Annotated in this window: 14 protein-coding genes; 4 read left to right on the top strand and 10 right to left on the bottom strand. The window is 35.0% G+C overall.

The window, feature by feature from the left end:
* Position 1: 1 nt before the first annotated feature.
* On the top strand, positions 2-1,126 hold the full coding sequence (locus tag WC743_RS20145) for a glycosyltransferase family 4 protein (protein ID WP_373014930.1): 1,125 nt from the start codon (positions 2-4) through the stop codon (positions 1,124-1,126).
* Here the strand turns inward: WC743_RS20145 and WC743_RS20140 are convergent.
* Both WC743_RS20140 and WC743_RS20135 read right to left on the bottom strand, forming a co-directional pair.
* On the bottom strand, positions 1,123-2,226 hold the full coding sequence (locus WC743_RS20140) for a glycosyltransferase (RefSeq protein ID WP_373014928.1): 1,104 nt from the start codon (positions 2,224-2,226) through the stop codon (positions 1,123-1,125). The genes WC743_RS20145 and WC743_RS20140 overlap by 4 nt on opposite strands.
* Before the next feature lie 16 nt (positions 2,227-2,242).
* Positions 2,243-3,184, bottom strand: coding sequence for an NAD(P)-dependent oxidoreductase (locus WC743_RS20135; RefSeq protein WP_373014926.1), 942 nt, complete (start codon positions 3,182-3,184; stop codon positions 2,243-2,245).
* 387 nt (positions 3,185-3,571) lie between these two features.
* Between WC743_RS20135 and WC743_RS20130 the strand changes: the two genes are divergently transcribed.
* The 3 genes from WC743_RS20130 to WC743_RS20120 all read left to right on the top strand — a co-directional run bounded on the left by WC743_RS20130 (position 3,572) and on the right by WC743_RS20120 (position 8,305).
* Positions 3,572-4,804 (top strand): glycosyltransferase family 4 protein, encoded by a 1,233-nt coding sequence (locus WC743_RS20130; RefSeq protein ID WP_373014924.1) that lies wholly within the window; start codon positions 3,572-3,574, stop codon positions 4,802-4,804.
* A 173-nt stretch (positions 4,805-4,977) separates the two neighbouring features.
* Positions 4,978-7,239 (top strand): SLBB domain-containing protein, encoded by a 2,262-nt coding sequence (locus WC743_RS20125; protein WP_373014922.1) that lies wholly within the window; start codon positions 4,978-4,980, stop codon positions 7,237-7,239.
* A gap of 1 nt (position 7,240) precedes the next feature.
* The gene (locus tag WC743_RS20120; RefSeq protein WP_373014920.1) at positions 7,241-8,305 is read left to right on the top strand and encodes a hypothetical protein; all 1,065 of its coding nucleotides are present in this window, start codon (positions 7,241-7,243) and stop codon (positions 8,303-8,305) included.
* On the opposite strand, the gene WC743_RS20115 is transcribed toward WC743_RS20120, so the two are convergent.
* The 8 genes from WC743_RS20115 to WC743_RS20080 all read right to left on the bottom strand — a co-directional run bounded on the left by WC743_RS20115 (position 8,302) and on the right by WC743_RS20080 (position 18,408).
* Positions 8,302-10,005: a capsule assembly Wzi family protein gene (locus tag WC743_RS20115; protein WP_373014919.1), complete on the bottom strand. Its 1,704-nt coding sequence runs from the start codon at positions 10,003-10,005 to the stop codon at positions 8,302-8,304. The two genes, WC743_RS20120 and WC743_RS20115, sit on opposite strands and share 4 nt — an antisense overlap.
* A gap of 13 nt (positions 10,006-10,018) precedes the next feature.
* The gene (locus WC743_RS20110) at positions 10,019-11,713 is read right to left on the bottom strand and encodes a capsule assembly Wzi family protein (protein ID WP_373014917.1); all 1,695 of its coding nucleotides are present in this window, start codon (positions 11,711-11,713) and stop codon (positions 10,019-10,021) included.
* Positions 11,710-12,351 carry a hypothetical protein gene (locus WC743_RS20105; protein ID WP_373014916.1) on the bottom strand — a complete coding sequence of 214 codons (642 nt, stop codon included), beginning with the start codon at positions 12,349-12,351 and terminating at the stop codon, positions 11,710-11,712. Before WC743_RS20105 ends, WC743_RS20110 begins: the two co-directional genes overlap by 4 nt.
* Complete coding sequence (locus WC743_RS20100) at positions 12,352-14,289, bottom strand: polysaccharide biosynthesis protein (RefSeq protein ID WP_373014914.1); 1,938 nt, start codon at positions 14,287-14,289, stop codon at positions 12,352-12,354.
* Between the two features lie 62 nt (positions 14,290-14,351).
* Positions 14,352-15,308 (bottom strand): UDP-GlcNAc--UDP-phosphate GlcNAc-1-phosphate transferase, encoded by a 957-nt coding sequence (locus WC743_RS20095; RefSeq protein ID WP_373014913.1) that lies wholly within the window; start codon positions 15,306-15,308, stop codon positions 14,352-14,354.
* A 37-nt stretch (positions 15,309-15,345) separates the two neighbouring features.
* On the bottom strand, positions 15,346-16,260 hold the full coding sequence (locus WC743_RS20090; RefSeq protein ID WP_373014911.1) for an NAD-dependent epimerase/dehydratase family protein: 915 nt from the start codon (positions 16,258-16,260) through the stop codon (positions 15,346-15,348).
* The gene (locus tag WC743_RS20085) at positions 16,260-17,273 is read right to left on the bottom strand and encodes a hypothetical protein (protein WP_373014910.1); all 1,014 of its coding nucleotides are present in this window, start codon (positions 17,271-17,273) and stop codon (positions 16,260-16,262) included. The genes WC743_RS20090 and WC743_RS20085 overlap by 1 nt, the downstream gene beginning before the upstream one ends.
* A 1-nt stretch (position 17,274) precedes the next feature.
* A complete protein-coding gene (locus WC743_RS20080) occupies positions 17,275-18,408 on the bottom strand; it encodes an NAD-dependent epimerase/dehydratase family protein (protein ID WP_373014908.1) in 1,134 nt (377 codons plus the stop codon).
* Positions 18,409-18,411 lie beyond the last annotated feature (3 nt).

Raw genomic sequence — 18,411 nt, 5'->3', positions numbered from 1 at the left:
TATGCCCAAACCATTAACTATAGGAGTTGATATACGTGACCTGCAGGTGGCGAAAACAGGGACGAAAACCTACCTGGAAGAGCTTTGTAAAGAATTTAAAAAACTAAACAATAGTGGGCTGCAGTTCCATTTTATAGATAGCAGCATTCCTGTTTATACAGGTAACAATAAATTGCTTAAGCTGATTGAACATTTGAGATATCAACTATGGAAACAATTGGTATTACCATTTAAGGCCCTTTTTAAAGGTTGCGATATAATATTTTGTACAGATAATATAGTACCACTAATCCATTTAGGATATAAAACTATTCCTGTTTTCCATGATGCCTTCTTTTTTGAAAGTCCTGAGCATTATGGCAAGCTTTGGCTATGGCTTTATAAAGTAACAGCTATACCCGCCGCTAAAAGATCTCCTTTTGTAATTACGCCTTCCGCATACGCAAAGAAACAGATCAACTACTTTACACATATTGCTAACGAAAAGTTGGTTGTTATTCATGAAGGGCCAAAAGAATTAAGCGGTGATGATGTTTACAACGACACCCTACTAAATCAATTTTCGTTAAAACAGAAGAAATATCTGTTGCATGCGGGCTCCATGTTTAAAAGGAAAAACATACCTGCTCTTATACAGGCATTCGGAAAGATTAAAGACACTGGTTATCCTGATTTGAAGTTAGTACTTGTTGGTTCAATCTCACCGGCAAATGTAGAAAGTGACCATGCTCAGATCTTATTGGCCATCAAAAAAAACAACCTGCATGACGATGTAATATTTACCGGATATTTATCCGATAAAGAATTAGCTCACGTATATAAAAACGCTTTAATGTATATGTTCCCTTCACTAAACGAAGGTTTTGGGATACCAGTTTTAGAGGCATTTCAATATAATTTGCCGGTACTTGCTGCCAATAACACAAGCTTACCTGAAGTTGGCGGCGATGCTGCTTTACAATTTGATCCATTTGATGTTAATGATATCTTCGCCAAAATCAAAATTGTGCTGGATAATTCTGAACTAAGGGAAAACATGATCATTAAAGGACAGGAACGCTTAAAAAAATTCTCGTGGGAAAAAGCGGCACTGGAGTTGGTAGATGTATTCCGTAAAGCGGTTTAGCTATTCATAAACACTTCCACGTGTTCATCTGCAACTTTCTCCCAGTTAAACACACTTAAGGCGCGCTGTTGAGCCTTTTTTGCAAGGGCAAGCATTTCAGGGTAATGCGCTTCACAATAGTTGATCTCTTGGGTTAGCGAGTTAATATTTCCTCTTTTAAATTTGCGGGCTGTATCTAAAACAGCATACTCATTCTCTTCAATATCACTCACAATAAGTGGTACATTTAAACCCATTACAGTTAATACAACCGGCGATAACCCTTCAACATCTGATGGCTGAATGTAGCAATAAGCATTTAACATAAGTGTATTAACATCTTCGCCGTACACATAACCAGGAAAAATGATCTGGTCACTGGCCATATCAAACAATTGCTTTTCATATGGCGATGGATTTGGTGATCCACCTATCATGACCAATTTTTTATTTGAAGTGGAGTTTTTGAATGCGGGTATCAGGTAATGCAACCCTTTATCGGGTATAAACCGGCCTACAAATAAATAATAGCTGCCTTTTTCAAGATTAAGCTTGTTTAAGATATCTGTATCACCCGCACCCGTTTCAACCTCACTGCCAAATGGGATAAACTTAAAGTTTTTTTTAAATCTGTCTTCAAAAAGTTTTTTGGCAATAACGTTATCAAAGATCACCTCATTGGGAATGTGTGCTGTGATAAATGATGATAATTTTAAATACAGCTTACCATACCATGGCCATTTGTCACGCTTCCAGTCAACCCCATCCTGACTAATAAATACTTTTTTTCCGAAAAGCCTAAGCGGTAACGCCCAAATACTATTACCACCGTTTTGAATATGTACAATATCGGCAGTGTTATTAAAAATAATATCGAATGTGCACCTAAAAGAGTGCCATAAGGTATCGAACCCTTTACTACTGGTGGTTTTAATAGTCTTAACCTTTACACCTTTATACTCGTTTACCTCAACAAATACATCAGGATAGCGCCTGTTATAGGCTACAACACTATGCCCTCTTTTAACTAAACGAGGAAATAATTCAATGGCAAACTTATCGGCCCCCGCAGCACCCTTAGAAGGAGGTATTGACCGGAAGCCAAATGCAGCAATACGCATTATTTTAAAGTAGTATTTATATTACGGTGATATCCTCTTTTGCAGGACTAAATTTATCTTTCAAATAATCCGTATAGTAATCTTCAACGTACTCTTTAAGAGCAACTTTCCAATCGCGCATAATGTTCATGTTCCTTAATTCCAATTTCCTGTTTATTAAGCGCTCTGAAGATGGCCTTGGTGCAAAGTATGTATCTTTAAAATAGCTTGATGTAACATTATGAAAGGTAACCTCGTTATCTAATCCCAAAATTTTCACTAATTCTTCTGCTACTTGATAACGGCTTGTTTCACCATTGCAAACCAGATTATATAAGCCCCAGTATTCTTTTTCAATTAGCAATTTAACGTTTTTTGCAAAATCAACGGTAAATGTGGGTGTACCATCTTTATCATTAACAATATGCAGGTCACGTTTACCGCTTGCTAATTGTTTAATAATTTTGCTAATGAACTTTTTATCTTTATCAGGCCCACCTCCCATCATCCAGCCAGCGCGGCAAATGATGTATCTACGCGCATTTTCCCGTACATAGCGTTCGCCCATATATTTTGAACGTGCGTAATGTCCTAGTGGGTTGGGTTCGTCCCAGTCATCATAAAAATCTTTTGTGCCGTCAAATATGCCTGCAGTACTTATATAAAGTACCGGTATATTTAATTTATTTGCAATGTAAACAGCATTTTCTACCGCAGTAGTATTGGTAAGATAAGTATCATCTAAATTGAGTTCACAATATTCAAGATCGGTATAGGCGCCTAAATGAAACAAGTAATCTGGCTTAAATGCTTCTACTTCGCTTTTGTATTTTTCAAAGTCACGAAAGTCTAAAAAGCTAAGCCATTTTTCATTTACATCTTTATCAGTACATTTTAGTTCGTAGTCATCTTTAAATATGCGGTAAAAAGCTTCGCCAAGCATTCCTCCAGCACCAGCAATGTAGATTTTTTTCTTCATATAAAACGTTAAAGTCATTATCAGCAAACCTGGTAGATATACTAAATTGCTGCCTGGTATGTTAATAACACACTTCGCATCAAAATTAACTTTTTTTGCTTTACTAACAGTATATTTTTTTCAAACAGGTTTTTATTAATATTATTTTACATTATAGGTCTATCAACCTATTTTATTTTGATACATAGCAAATGTGTTTTTGTTTTTAGCCAGAATATTAAACAATAAAATAATGATTAAAAGAAGGCGTATTATTTGTAAGTTTTATCAAAATTTTAAGTTTATAGATGCTAATATCATTTAATACAAGCATCTTTGAATTTTGTTTTCTTTAGTTTATTAATCAAAATAATTACGCAGTTTTCTAATGAATAATAACAGGATCAAATGAATATTCTTGTAGTAAACTGGACCTGGTACCCAAGTGGCGGCGATTGGACCTATGTTGAAAATGTAAGTAACCTATACCAACAAAAAGGACATACTGTTATTCCGTTTTCAATGAAAGACGACAGGAATTATCCCTCAGAATATGCTGATTTTTTTATTGAAAACATTGATTATAAAAAGGTTAATAAGCGCAGTTTAACCGCCGGAGTAAAAGTAGTTAGTAAAAGTATATATTCATTTGAGGCACAAAAGAATTTAGAACGGCTATTGGAGAAAGTTAAAATAGATTTTGCTCATATCAATGTTATCCATCATTACATCACCCCTACTATTTTAAAAATTTTAAAAGAAAAAAATATCCCCATCATCTGGACCTTGCACGAGTACACTCCAATTTGTCCTGAAAGTACGTTTATAAGTCATGGTCAGATATGTGAACGGTGTTATGGTGGGGCATTCTATAATTGCATTACCCATACTTGCAAAAAAGGATCGGTATTGGCCAGTACTGTTGCTGCCCTGGAGAACTATACCCATAAATTTCTTAATTACTATAAGTACGTAGATTATTATGTATGCCCATCGGTTTTTTTGTATGAAAAATTTAAATCATTTAATTTCTTCAAAGATAAACTGGTACAATTATACCATGGCTATGATTATGCCGAAATTGAGGCCGCGAAACTGGCGCCAAATAAAATTGAAGAAAGGTATATAGTTTTTGTTGGCCGGCTCGAAAAGATAAAGGGCGCTCATACCCTATTAAAAGCAATGCAGGCCTGCCCAAACATTAATCTAAAAATTATTGGTACCGGCACGCAGGAAACTGAATTAAAAGAATTTAAAGACATTCATAAATTATATAACGTTACCTTTTTAAATAAAAAAAGCAAACAGGAAACTTTACAGATAATTAACGGTTCAGATTTTCTGGTTTGTGCATCTGAATGGTATGAGGTTTTAGGTTTTACAGTAGTTGAAGCCATGGCTTTGGGCAAACCCGTTATAGGATCAAATATTGGTGCGATACCAGAAATGGTTATTAATAATGAAACAGGCTTATTGTTTGATGCCGGTAATGACAAACAACTGGCAGCCGCGATATCTTTATTATACAATAATGAAAAATTAATTACAAAAATGGGGGCAAATGCTCAAATACATATTAATAAGCTTATAAACACACAAAAGCATTATAACGGATTACAAAAACTAATTCCTTCTTTATAAGTTGTGTGTACTAACTCAACAAGCATTGAGTTATAGCTTTTCACTGATTTAATATTTTATATTTGTACGCTTAGTTTAAACATCAATAATAAATGCGTTTTAAGTACCTATTATACATCCTGCTTTTTTCTTTAATTATACACTCAAAACAAGTTTTTGCTCAAAATATTTCTATGAGCAATATCCAAAACGTTAAGGTAAGCCAGTTATCTGATGAACAAATAACTGAGGTATGGAAAAAATTACAGGATTCGGGGGTATCCGAGCAGGAAGCCTATAAATTAATTCAGCAAAGGGGTTTGCCTCCCGGCGAAGTGCAGGCATTTAAAGATAGGGTAACTTTATTAGGCTTAAACAAAAAAACAGCTACAAAAACTACATCCAAATCTGAAAAAGAGAAGATAGATTTTTCAAGGGACGAGAATGATAGCGTTATTACCCCAAAACCAGTTACTCCAATTCCTGCAAGCCCGGCACCGGCGGCATTAAGTGTTTATGGTACTGATTTTTTTAATCAATCGGCCATAAAGTTCGAACCTAATTTTTCTGTAGCTACACCAAAAGGCTATGTATTGGGCCCTGGTGATGAAGTGATTGTACTTTTAACAGGTTTAAATGAAAGCAGTGTACGCTCAAAGGTTACCCCCGAAGGTAATTTACAAATACCTTATGCAGGTATAGTATATGTAAACGGCTTTACTATTGAACAAGCCACCAACTTAATAAGAGGTAAAATGACCAGGGTTTATCCCGGTTTAAATTCCGGACAAACACAGTTAACCATTAATTTAGGTAATACGCGCAGTATTAAGATCACTATTGTAGGTGAAGTAAAAACACCAGGCTCATACACTTTATCTTCTCTATCAACCTTATTTAATGCATTATATAATTCTGGGGGCCCTAATGCAAACGGCTCACTAAGAAATATTGAGCTGATAAGAAACAATAAAGTTTATAAAACGGTTGATTTTTATAGCTTTTTACAACAGGGTTTATTAAGCGGCAATATACGCCTTGAAGATCAGGATGTGATTAGAATACCTGTTTACAAAAAAAGAGTAGGCATTAGCGGCGAAGTTAAAAGGCCTGCTATATATGAGCTGAAAGACAATGAGCAGTTAGATGACCTGATCAAATATGCAGGCGGCTATACAGATATCGCTTATAAAGGTATCGCGAAAATTGATCAGATAAACACCCTGGAACGTGAAGTAAAAGATGTGCCGGCTAACCTTTTTGAGAATTATATACCGCACAATGGTGATATAGTAAGTATTGGTGCCATAACAAACCGGTATACAAACCGGATAACTTTAGAAGGAGCTGTTTATCGCCCGGGGGTGTATGAACTTTCTGCCGGGTTTACTTTAGCGGCTTTATTAAAAAAGGCACAGGGAGTAAAGCCTGAAGCTTATATGGAAAGCGGCTATATTAAACGCACGCTTCCTAATCTTGAAAGAGAATCTATTTCTTTTAAGCTTGCAGATATCATTAACGGCCGAAACGACATCCCTTTGTTGCGTGAAGATTCTGTAGTTATTTTGGATAGGGATGTGTTTACATCAAATCAAAAGATCACTATTAGCGGTTACGTTAGAAAACCAATTGTGATCACTTATCGCAAAGGTTTAAAACTGGCTGATCTGATAGCGATGGCGGGTGGTTTTGATGATGAAGCAGCCGACCATCATGTTGAAGTGTCAAGAATAATTAAAAATGAGAGTGACAGTGTAGCCAACCAATTGGTTAATACTTTTACTGTAGATATGGATAAAACTGCTGCAAATCCTCCAGATGTTGAATTACAGCCTATGGATTTTGTATATGTTCCGCGATTAGTAAACTACCGATCTTTAGGTAATGTAAGTATCAAAGGCGAAATTTTATTCCCCGGCGATTATGCAGTACAAAAAAGAGACGAAACAGCGCTTGACTTTTTGAAACGGGCAGGTGGTTTAACACCATATGGTTCGCTTGAAAATACGCAAGTTTACAGGCGTGGTGTTAGGGTAAATCTCGACCTGACCACCACTAATAACAGCCAAAAAGTTAAAAGCAATATGATACTTTTACCGGGCGATAGCATTTATGTACCGCGTGTTATATCATATGTTGAGGTTGCCGGGGCTGTTAATAACCCCCAATACATAACTTACAATGGCAGTAGCTTTAAATACTATATCAACTCGGCAGCAGGCACAACAGAAAATGCAAGGTTAAAAGGCGCTTATATTAAATACCCTGATGGCTTGAATAAACCGGTAAGGCATTTCTTGTTTTTCCGTATATATCCTTCTGTAAAACCCGGAAGTAAAATTGTGGTTCCTGAAAAAACGCCCGATAGCAGGTTTAAAGTAGGCTTTGGAGATATAGCCCCTATTGCCACTGCTTTAACCGCTTTAGTGAGCTTGTTTGCTATTTTATACAAATAACATGAACCAGGAAAATACGCCATATCCTTACGAGCCTGAATTTTCATTTAGTAAACTGCTCAATGACCGTATAGGTGATATTAAATATATACTTCAGTTTAAAAAATCACTTGCAATAGTATTAATTTCCGGTGCATTATTAGGTGCATTAACCGCCTGGTTATGGACACCTACTTATACAGCCCGGCTAACGTTTGTAGTTGATGATGCAAAATCATCGGGGGCTGCGGGTGGGCTATCTGCATTGGCAGGGCAGTTTGGCTTTAATTTAGATGGTTTGGGCGGAGCCAGTGGTGTATTAGCCGGCGATAACGTTCAGGAGTTAATAAAAAGTCAAAAGCTTATCAAAAAAACGTTATTAACACCTTACGATAATACCCAAACACTTGCTGATAAATATGCTGCGGTTTATAAATTAAACAAGAAATGGTTAAAGTATAGTCCGGATGGTAAGATAACCCGTTTCCCAATGGACGACAAGCATAATACGAGGCTCCAGGACAGTCTTTTGCATGAGATGACCACTCTAATACTGTCAGGTGAGTTTGGCATTGCTAAAACGGATAAAAAGCTGGGGTTCTTTGAAGTGAATACAACCATGAAGGATGAAAAACTGGCTCAACTTTTTTGTACAAGGATGATAAAGCAATCAACTGATTTTTTCATTACTACAAAAACTAAAAGATTAAGAAGCAATGTAGAGCGCCTGCAGCATCGTGCAGATAGCATTGGGCAAATACTTAACCGTAAAACATATTCATTGTCTGCAGCTAACCAAAACCTATTGGATCTTAACCCGGCTTATACAAACGTTAATGCTAATGTTGAGGTAAAGGAGCGTGATAAGATTGTTTTAACAACAATTTTTTCTGAAACGGTTAAAAATTTAGAAGCTAGCAAGACAATGCTGGCCCAGGAAACACCAACAGTGCAAATTGTTGATGAACCAGAATTTCCACTTAAAAAGAATAAATTAAAGTATTCTATAGCAATATTAGCAGGTCTGATACTTTCAGGATTAGCATTTAGTTTTTATGCGTTAATTACCAGAAAAAAGGCTGCTTAAAATCTATAAGTTATACCTAATTCTCCGTGAAAATTAAACACGTCATTATGAGGGATATAATATTCTGCAGGATCATAATCTTTTAATACCCACATATAATTAAATGATTTTATTCCTTGCAGCTTTGCATTGAATAATAAATTCTTATAATTCCACTCACCATTTAGAGCGACAGCAAAATCAACCCAGTTGCGGCTGTTACCATTTATATCAGGGAAAGCGGTTCTGTAAAAATCTACATTATGTTCATAGCGTTCGAACCCTACCCCTAGTTTTTTCAATCCGGATACCCAGCTTACATCCATTGATTGCAAATTACCACCAGAGCCTGTACCGGCTCCAAGTATTTGACCTTGATTGGTATGACCTTGTCTTACACCGCTATGTAAGTACCAACCAACGGCATCTCTTACCAGCCTATCCGGGGTTTGCGATAACTGGGTAATTTCAGCGCTAAATAAAATATTTTGGTCTTTATATCCACTTAATTGAATCATTTTCCTCAAACCAAATATATAGGCCCTTGAATGCTCCGGCGAGCCTATAAAATCTCTAAAGTTGTAAGAATTATCATTTAAGCCGTACTCAAAATATACTTCGGCCTGTGCTTTTGTAAATAACCACCTTGCGTATAACGATGTCAATTGATCACGAGGAAAAGGATCTCCATTAATAATTGTTTCTTTTTGATATGGAACAAAAAAAGGGAAATAGCCACTAAAGCCTGTTACATCCTTTCTATAAGCATCAAATGTTCTTATTAAGCCAAGTGTTAATCCAGTAACCCACTTTGGGTGATAGTTTAAATTAAAGCCTGTAAAATACCGCCAGTCATCTCTTTTAGGAATATTTAAGTCTGTTCCATCAGGTAATGTACTCACACTTAACAATGGGTATCCTGAGTCATCTAAACGTCCTGCGATCAATTGGCCTTCAAAAGATCCAATATATGTCTTTATTGGACGAACAGTATTTAGGGTAAGGTGTTTAAAACCCGGCGCATTATTGCTTAATATCAAAGAATTTCGTACTCCGGGCCCCCACCATATGTTTTCATTTGACAACCCTATTGATGCCGGCCCAAATGTTAATCTTATGCTGCTTTGGCCTAAAAAAGCCTTACTGTATGCGCCATTCCCGTAGCGCTCAGGCTGGTCTATATAATTGAAATAGTTATAATATGCTACTAAATCTTGCCCGCTGTGGCTGGCATTATAACCATTAAATTCTGAGTTAGCAGCATATACAAACTCCGGCCTTAATTGTATGCTTAACGGGCCATATTTAAAAAATATCCCGCCACTAATCATAGTTTGGTATCCTTTTGCCGGGATCATTGCCCCGTCATTCCAACCGTAAGGATGATCTGAATTAAATTGCTGCTGCCATGTTAAAGGTAATATTTGAATTAAGCCTGCGCCTTTACCGAAGGTAACAGGTCCTGTTTTTGTATAGCTGTCTTTTCTAAATGAACTATCCGGGTCAAATACATCTTTAACTTTAAATGCCGCGACAGGGAAGAGTGGACGAATAGTAAAAGAAACGTTTGAATCTATTTGGCCAAGCAGCTGCTGCCTTCTATAATAGTCATCTAGTACAGGCGTACCAATCGGCAGTGATTGTGCTAATGCACTGTTGCGTAATACTACAGATGTAAACACACACACAATATTTAACACAAAAAAATATCTTTTCATCATTTAACTATTGTGTTTAAAACCTGTACGCTGCGCCCAATTGAACTTGTACATTAAAAGCATTAACTCCATTTACAAAATATGGGTCATCTGGATTTTGCTTTAAATACCATTGATAATTTAAAGATTGAATCCCTTGTAGTTTAGCATTAAAAATTAAGTTTTTATAATTCCATTCGCCATTCATTGCAAAACTCAAATCAACCCAATGCCGCCTAAAATCAAAACTATCATAATATGCATAATAATAAAAATCGTTATTGTGGGCATAGCGCTCAATTTGAATACCCAATTTTTTCAATCCTTTTATCCAACTAACATTTAACGATTGTAAGTTGCCTCCCGGGCCAATTCCGGCACCCAATACCTCACCATGGTTAGTATATCCTTGCCTGATGTTCTTATTGACGTACCACTCGTATCCTTCTTTTATATTGTTAATATCATTTTCCTGGAGCTGTGTAACTTCAACTCCAATTAAAATATTTTCATTTCGTGACCTATTGAACGGTAACATTTTCCTTAAACCAAATATATAAGCACGTGATTTATCAGGTGATAACAAATTCTGTGTAAAATCATTCGTGTTATTATTATGCCCAAATTCAAAATATATTTCGGCATGTTCTTGTGTCCAGATCCAGCGCATAAATACCGCGCTTCTTTGATCTTGCTTATTTATAGCATCATTGGGGGCTTTAACTTGTTTGTTGGAAGAAAACAGGGGCAAATAATCCCTTATGCCACTTAAATCTTTACCGTAGGTTTGTGAAGTTTGATCAAAACCTAAGAATAAGCCCGGTACCCATTTGGGTTGCCATGTTAAAACTATACCTGCAAGATAACGCCAGTCGTTAGGTTTAGGAATGTACAAATTTGTGCCAAAGAAACTATGATCCGGCACTAATGGAGGAAAACCTGAATTTTCTAACCGTCCTGCTATCAGCTGGCCCTCGAACGAGCCTAACGGAGTTTGAATAGGGCGCAACGTATTTAATGTTAAGTGTGCAAAGCCAGGAGCCGAATTACTCATTAACAGCGAATTACGTATTCCCGGCCCCCACCACAAATTTTCTGTTGATAAACCAAATGATAAAGCCTTATAATTTAGCCTTATACTACTTTGGCCCAAATATAACTTGGTATAACTTTCAGTGCCAAATCTTACAGGCAGATCAATGTTATTATAGATATCGTAATAACGGGCAAAAATAACATCATAATGGCCCTTGTTAAAAGTTTCAAAATCAGAATTCGCTGCTGTTACTAACTGGGGATTAAATTGGATAGTTAAAGGCCCGTATTCCATGTAAATACCGGCACTGGTTAAAGTTTGCAAACCCTTAGAAGGTATCATTGGGCCATCATTCCAACCGTACGGATGATGTGTATTTAATTGTGTTTGAAAGCTTAAGGGTAATAAGCTCCATTTAAACTTATGGTCTTTAGATTGTCCCGAGCCAATTGTATTTAATAAATTGTATCGTTTTTCTGTACTATCCGGATAAAATGCATCGTTATGCTTTTTAAGAAGGCCCGGAAAGATAGGGCGAACAGTAAATGAAACGTTTGTATCAACAGTACCCATTAGCTGAGCGTTCCTGTAATAATCTTCAACCGAAACAGTACCAACAGGTAGTGATTGAGAATAAGCACTAAATTTTACAGATAATATTAATATACCAATAGCTATTAGCTTTACGAGCTTCATAATGTAATTGCTTTGATATTAATATTATCTACCGACCAGCTTTCATCGCATTTTGGATCAGCAGTGTTAGTTTGAACAAGTTTATCAATACATTGAAGTATTAAAGTACTATTTGAGTGCCTTACAATTTTCTCTATTTTATATAAAGTTGTTCCATTGGGGTCAGTACTCCAATGGCAAAGCCCTGGTAAATCGGTACGGTAAGCGCCGTCTTTAGGGTTATGATAGTTATTAGGATAATCTAAAGGGTAAGATTGCGGCGGGCAAAATGTGCCTGCACCACAGGGTGAGTTTGAAAAGGAAGCATTGATATAAGGGTTACCATCTATAAGCATTTGCCAAATATCCGGGCCGTCTGGTGAAAGTTTGTTGCCGTCCCAACTGTCGTGTAAATACAAATCAAACGATATCCTGATAAGATCATGTTTAGGTAAATTGGTAACAGTTAAAGCAAAGTTATCGTTGTTATAATTTCCTAATACCGTTGACCCATTAAATTGGATTAAGCGGCCATTATTAATTTTAGAAAGATCGGCTGATTCAAAGTCGTTATTGTAAACCTCAACTTCGTCTTTAACATTCTTTTTACATGAGACTATAAAAATAAGCGCAAGCACTAAAAGTATATTTTTAAGCATCTATAAGATATTTAATGCCAGGTCTAACTCTTCAAAAACTGAATTTTTACTTTTAAATTCCTGAACAATTTGTTTCATAGATTTTACTACCTGTAAGTCATCGTTATTTTTGGCATGAGTTATTAAACCATATATCTGATTCTCAACTTCATTGAAATAATACTCTCTAACCTGCCCAATCATAATTTTTTCATGATGGGTAGGCATTGTATTTTCATTGTTATTTAATAGTTCTTCAAATAGCTTTTCTCCGGGTCTTAGTCCTGAGTATTCAATTTTGATATCATGGTTAGGAATAAGCCCGGCAAGCCGTATCATGCGTTTAGCCAGATCTATAATTTTTACAGATTTCCCCATATCAAATATATATATCTCACCTCCATTTCCCATGCAACCTGCTTCAAGTACTAAGCGGCAGGCCTCTGGTATGGTCATGAAATATCTCGTGATTTCAGGATGTGTTACGGTTATGGGACCCCCTTTTTCTATTTGCTGTTTAAACCGCGGTATCACTGAACCATTAGATCCTAAAACATTACCAAAACGTGTGGTAATAAATTTCGTAACAGGTATTGCCTGACTTAATTCACCAAAACCGTTGTTATATCTAAAATCTTTTGTATGTATTGATTTGTTTAATGACTGTACATAGATTTCGGCAATTCTTTTTGATGCTCCCATAACATTTGTAGGATTTACTGCTTTATCTGTAGATATCATTACAAATTTTAATACACCATGCTTTACAGCCAGGTCTGCTATGGTTTTTGTGCCAAGCACATTGGTTTTAACACACTCAGCCGCATTATCTTCCATTAGGGGTACATGCTTATAGGCTGCAGCATGGTACACGTAGTGGGGCTTATACGTATCAAATAAGTTTTGCATCCGGTTCTCATCCTTCACATCGCCTATGTACGCATGAAAATTCAAATCAGTATGTGTTTCTTCAATTTCAAGATATAGGTGGTGTAAAGCCGTTTCAGACTGGTCGCACATGATTATCAGGCCCACATCAAACTTTAAAAGCTGCCTTACTATTTCACTTCCAATAGACCCCGCAGCGCCGGTTATAAGAATTCTCTTTCCTTTTAATTCGTTTTGGATACTCGTTATGTCAATTTCTATTGATTTTCTGTTTAAAAGATCTTCAATATTGATCTTTTGTATTTGAGTAGGCTGGAGCTTGCCACTTACCCACACATTTTGTGGGGGTATATTTAACACCTTAATATCATTTTCAAGGCACATATCCACTACTTTGTTCTTGTGTTCAATTGGGATAGTATAAGATGCAAAAATAATTTCATCTAACTCATGTTGTTCTATAAGCTGAGGAAGCTCTTTAGCATCCAGAATCTTAATCCCATCAATCGTTTTCCCCACTTTACGCTGGTCGTCATCAACAAAAGCAATTATATTTTTATTAACTGTATAGTCATGATCAAATGTTCTTTTAGTGGCCACGCCAGCTTCACCCGCACCGTATATAATAGCTCTTTTTTTATCCAATTTCAGGTTCTTTATATACAAGAAAAAGTATTTCACTAAAATTCTATAAGTAACCATTAATAAAAAACAAGTAAGGCCATTTACAACAAGCAAACTGTTTGAAATTAATTGGGGCTTGCCAAGTGCTATTACTAAAAAATTTATTAAAATAAATGATCCATTGCTAATTAATACCGCAAACAAAATCCTAAATGAGTCTTGTGCACTGGTATACCGTATAATACCTGAATAGGTTCTTACTGTAAAAAAGACTATCGTATTTATAACAGACACTATTAAAACATTTTGACTAAACTCTACGTAATTTAATGTAGACAAGTCAAAATTATGTTTAATAAAATACGCACCTGTTAATGAAACGCAGCTAATGAGTATATCAAGGGTAAATATTATCCAGCGGGGTACTATATTTAATTGATTGAACAAGGGTGTATAGATTTATTTTTCAAAAAACAAATGTAACAACTATATCGTATTTATAAAACTATTCAAAATTGAACCGGGTTTGCTTTAAAAAGCCGAGCCGGGCCTTCAGTTATTATACGAATACAAATAAACAATACAATTGAAATAAATATTAATACCAATAAGGTATAAATAGTTTGAGATAAAAAGACAATTAATATAATATTTATTAATCCTTGGCTAACTGCATAAATTACAGCAACCAATAAATGTGGAAGCTTTTTTTCGTTTACTAAAAACTGGTAAAAATGGCTTCTATGTGCTTCTGATATTTTCTCTTTTCTTATAATTCTAAAAAAAATAGTTGTAGCTGTATCCAAACCATAAACCAATAATAATAGAATATAATTTAAATTATTTGTTTTTAAAATAAGCTGCAATAAAAAGAAAAGTATGATGAATGCCAGGCTCACACTGCCAACATCACCAGCAAAACATTTTGCCTTAGTCCTGAAATTAAAAAAAATGAAAACCAACACAGCTAATATAGCTAACAGTAAAAAATCAGAAGATGTAAAATTAATAACAGAGGCATTGATATAATATAACATACCCAAGGTTATAAGACCATAAGCACCAGTAATGCCATTAATACCATCCATAAAGTTAATAGCATTGATAGTACCAATAACCACTACAAAGCCTATAACTACCCAATATAATGGTAAACTATACATGTTTAGTTGGTAAAACAACAATATAACTGCTATTAAATGAACACTAATTCGTATACCGTTACCTATCGTTTTTATGTCATCAATGAAGCTAATTGCGCTTACCAAAAATAAGCCGATTAGAAAATAGCCATAATGCCACCCCAAATAAACAGGACTTAACAATAGGGCCATACTAAAAATTATTCCCCCGCCCCGAATGGTTACTTTGGTATGTGAACTGCGATGATTAGGATGATCAATAATATTATATCTATTGGCTAATTTGAAATAGATTAACTCTATTGCAAATAATATAATAAACATGATCAAAACCATAAATAGACTCATTAAAATAAAAAAATTATTTGGTAAGATAATTGTTAATAAACGAATTTGCAGTTATTTCCAATCCTCGTCTGGTAGATATAGGTAGCTCTTTTTTTAATGCCGATTTAATTTTCATATTATCAACTATGTAATTCTCGGTAAGTTTATTTAGCCGCTCCGTTGTTAACGGCAAGTGAAGAAAGTCCCCAATTTTTGCAAGACGTCGTATAAAATAAGGAGAAATTTTCCACAAACTGGGTTTTACGTTTAATGATGATGCCAATACAGATACCACTTGACTTGTTGACAGTGCTTCGTCATCAGCAACATTGTATACATCAGAAGCAATGTCGTCTCCCATCAGCAATTGTTGTATAACAAAACATAAATTATCTACACTTAAAAATGATCGTTTATTTATAAAACCTGCTAATGGATATGGAATATTTTTTCTCACAAATTGATACAACAAATTGAGATTACCTTTATTTCCGGGCCCATGTACCATACAGGGGCGTAATATGTAATATGATTTATCCGAAGGTAAGGGCCTACTTTGAATATATTGTTCGGCCATTAATTTAGATTTACCATAATCTGTTTTAGGATCGGGTACAACATCTTCAGTTAGCACCCCTACAACTGTATCAGCTGAGGCCTTCACAGAACTAATGAAAATGAATTTCTTAGCATTTGATTCTAAAAAAGCATCATATAGCCGCTTGGTCAATTCGAAATTGACCTTATAATATTCATTAGCGTTCGATGCTTTTTTTAAATCGTGTGCCTTGCCTGCCAAATGTATTATAACGTCCTCATTAACAAACGAGTCTTTTGAAATCTTGTTTAATTCGTCCCTGTTACAACATCTAAGCGTAACGCTACCCGCTAAATAACTCGTAAGGTTCTTACCTACAAAACCAGACGAGCCGGTTATAAATACATCCATTAATTTATTGTTAAAAGATCATTTACCCATTGTGAAATAGAATACTTGTCATATACCGCCTGTTCTATATCTTGATATGGCTTCTTCAAAAATGCATCATCTAATATTGGATTATCTCTATCGACTAAAAGTATATTTCCAGGGTCGTAAAAATCATAATTCTTTATATCATGATTAGTTGTAATAAGCTTTCTTTTAGCTCCAAGTACTTCAATTGACCTTATAGTTAACCCAGTTTGCCTGGGATGATTAATATCTATAATACACAAAGAGTTTTCTATTATAAAAACAACTTCTTGTTTTGATAATCCTTTAAAGGAGAAGTCTTTAACTTTTATATTACGAAATTTAGGATCAACAATACGATAATAAATTATAAGAATTGGATTTTGTAAATAGAAAAAAAAGAAAGTGCTTAAATTCCTTTTTGATGAACCAATAAGTTTTTGAACTACATTGTACCTATCAGAATGAGCAGTGCCAATAAATGAAAGGGCGTACTTATAATCTAAAAAGTCCTTTTTCACAAAACCTATCTTTTTATACTCGTCTGTATAAAAAAGCGGCCTGAAGGTTAAACCATATTTGATCGCATTGCTTTTATCAAACGTGAATTTTTTATCATATAAACTTAAAGTATCAATTATATATGGTCTATTATCAATACTATCCCACATATACAAAATAAATACAGTTTTTTTTAATTGTGCTTTATAGTACTCAAGTATGTCTTTTGAGAAGCCTTCAGGGATAATTGCAATCAAGTAATCAATTTTCTTATCTATATTCCTGTCTAGATGTCCTTTAAAGTAATCAAAGACCCTCTTTCGATCTAATTTCTCTTTAAGTTTCAATCGAAAAAGAGCCTTGTTAACGGTGCTATTTTTCATTCTATCATCAATAAAATATACAAATGCACCTCGTTTTTCCAATTCAGTTTTAACTTCCTTTTCGTAGTTGAAATACCGTGGAGAAATTAGAATTATATTTTTGTTCGACAAACTTAAAGCCATATTATTTATATAATCCTCTCAATCTCATTTCTTTAATGGATTCTGAATAATTATCATTTTCAATTTTTTGCGTATTTACCCAATTAGCAAACTTTTTAATTCCCTCTTTAAAATTAATTTGAGGTTCGAAGTTCAATCTTTCCTTAATTTTCGTTAAATCGGCAAAATTGTGTCTAATGTCACCCAATCTATAATTTCCGGTAACTTTAATTGGGGTATCTGTTTTATAATTGGCCACAAGTTCATGAGCAACATCTAATACATTAGTTCCTACTCCTGACCCCACATTAAAAATTTCATTATTTGCTTGTTTATTGGTAATTCCTAATATTGTCGCGTTCACCACATCATCAATATATACAAAGTCGCGTGTTTCCTTTCCATCTTCAAAGATATTTATTGAATTACCGTTCTTTATTTGAGTAGAAAAAATAGACAAAATACCAGTGTATGGATTTTTTAATGACTGGCCTGGCCCATATACATTTTGATACCTAAAGGAAACGGAATCAATGCCCAAAGATTTGCAAACTGTCATTACCATTTGCTCTTGATTCTGTTTTGTAATTCCGTAAACAGATGATGGGTGAATTTTAGATTCTTCATCTGTTGGTAATGCTATAAGCTGTTCATGATGGCCATATTTAACTTCAAAATCTCCTTTATCCATGTACTCACTTGTACGATGCGCAGGATAAACTATTTCATTGTTTAAGGCTATATACTTTCCCTCTCCATAGATAGATCGAGAAGATGCAATTATCACTTTTGTAATTGTATGAGGAGAATTTGCCAAGATGTCCAGCATTATACTCGTTCCTGAAACATTCACCTCTACATATTTCTTTATCTCGTACATGGACTGTCCAGTGCCTGTTTCAGCTGCCAGGTGAATTATTATATCCTGGCCCTGTATTGCATCGTACCAGTCATTTTGCGAAACAACATTGCCTTTAATGAACCTGGTTACGTCTTTTACACTTAAATAAAGTTCAGATGTATTCTCCGGATCCGACCCATGGATTTGAGATGATAGACAATCTAAAATTGTTATTTTATATCCCAATTTGATTAATTTCAGAGCCAGATTACTACCGATAAAGCCTGCTCCGCCTGTTATTAATATATTTTTCAAAGT

The organism is Mucilaginibacter sp., from assembly GCF_041660805.1.
Lineage (GTDB): Bacteria > Bacteroidota > Bacteroidia > Sphingobacteriales > Sphingobacteriaceae > Mucilaginibacter.
This window is presented reverse-complemented; position numbering and strand designations above follow the sequence as displayed.

Excerpts from the sequence above, each read along its gene's own strand:
- WC743_RS20145 (WP_373014930.1), top strand. The coding sequence starts at position 2 with ATGCCCAAACCATTAACTATAGGAGTTGATATACGTGACCTGCAGGTG.
- WC743_RS20140 (WP_373014928.1), bottom strand. The coding sequence starts at position 2,226 with ATGCGTATTGCTGCATTTGGCTTCCGGTCAATACCTCCTTCTAAGGGT.
- WC743_RS20135 (WP_373014926.1), bottom strand. The coding sequence starts at position 3,184 with ATGAAGAAAAAAATCTACATTGCTGGTGCTGGAGGAATGCTTGGCGAA.
- WC743_RS20130 (WP_373014924.1), top strand. The coding sequence starts at position 3,572 with ATGAATATTCTTGTAGTAAACTGGACCTGGTACCCAAGTGGCGGCGAT.
- WC743_RS20125 (WP_373014922.1), top strand. The coding sequence starts at position 4,978 with ATGAGCAATATCCAAAACGTTAAGGTAAGCCAGTTATCTGATGAACAA.
- WC743_RS20120 (WP_373014920.1), top strand. The coding sequence starts at position 7,241 with ATGAACCAGGAAAATACGCCATATCCTTACGAGCCTGAATTTTCATTT.
- WC743_RS20115 (WP_373014919.1), bottom strand. The coding sequence starts at position 10,005 with ATGATGAAAAGATATTTTTTTGTGTTAAATATTGTGTGTGTGTTTACA.
- WC743_RS20110 (WP_373014917.1), bottom strand. The coding sequence starts at position 11,713 with ATGAAGCTCGTAAAGCTAATAGCTATTGGTATATTAATATTATCTGTA.
- WC743_RS20105 (WP_373014916.1), bottom strand. The coding sequence starts at position 12,351 with ATGCTTAAAAATATACTTTTAGTGCTTGCGCTTATTTTTATAGTCTCA.
- WC743_RS20095 (WP_373014913.1), bottom strand. The coding sequence starts at position 15,308 with ATGTTTATTATATTATTTGCAATAGAGTTAATCTATTTCAAATTAGCC.
- WC743_RS20090 (WP_373014911.1), bottom strand. The coding sequence starts at position 16,260 with ATGGATGTATTTATAACCGGCTCGTCTGGTTTTGTAGGTAAGAACCTT.
- WC743_RS20085 (WP_373014910.1), bottom strand. The coding sequence starts at position 17,273 with ATGGCTTTAAGTTTGTCGAACAAAAATATAATTCTAATTTCTCCACGG.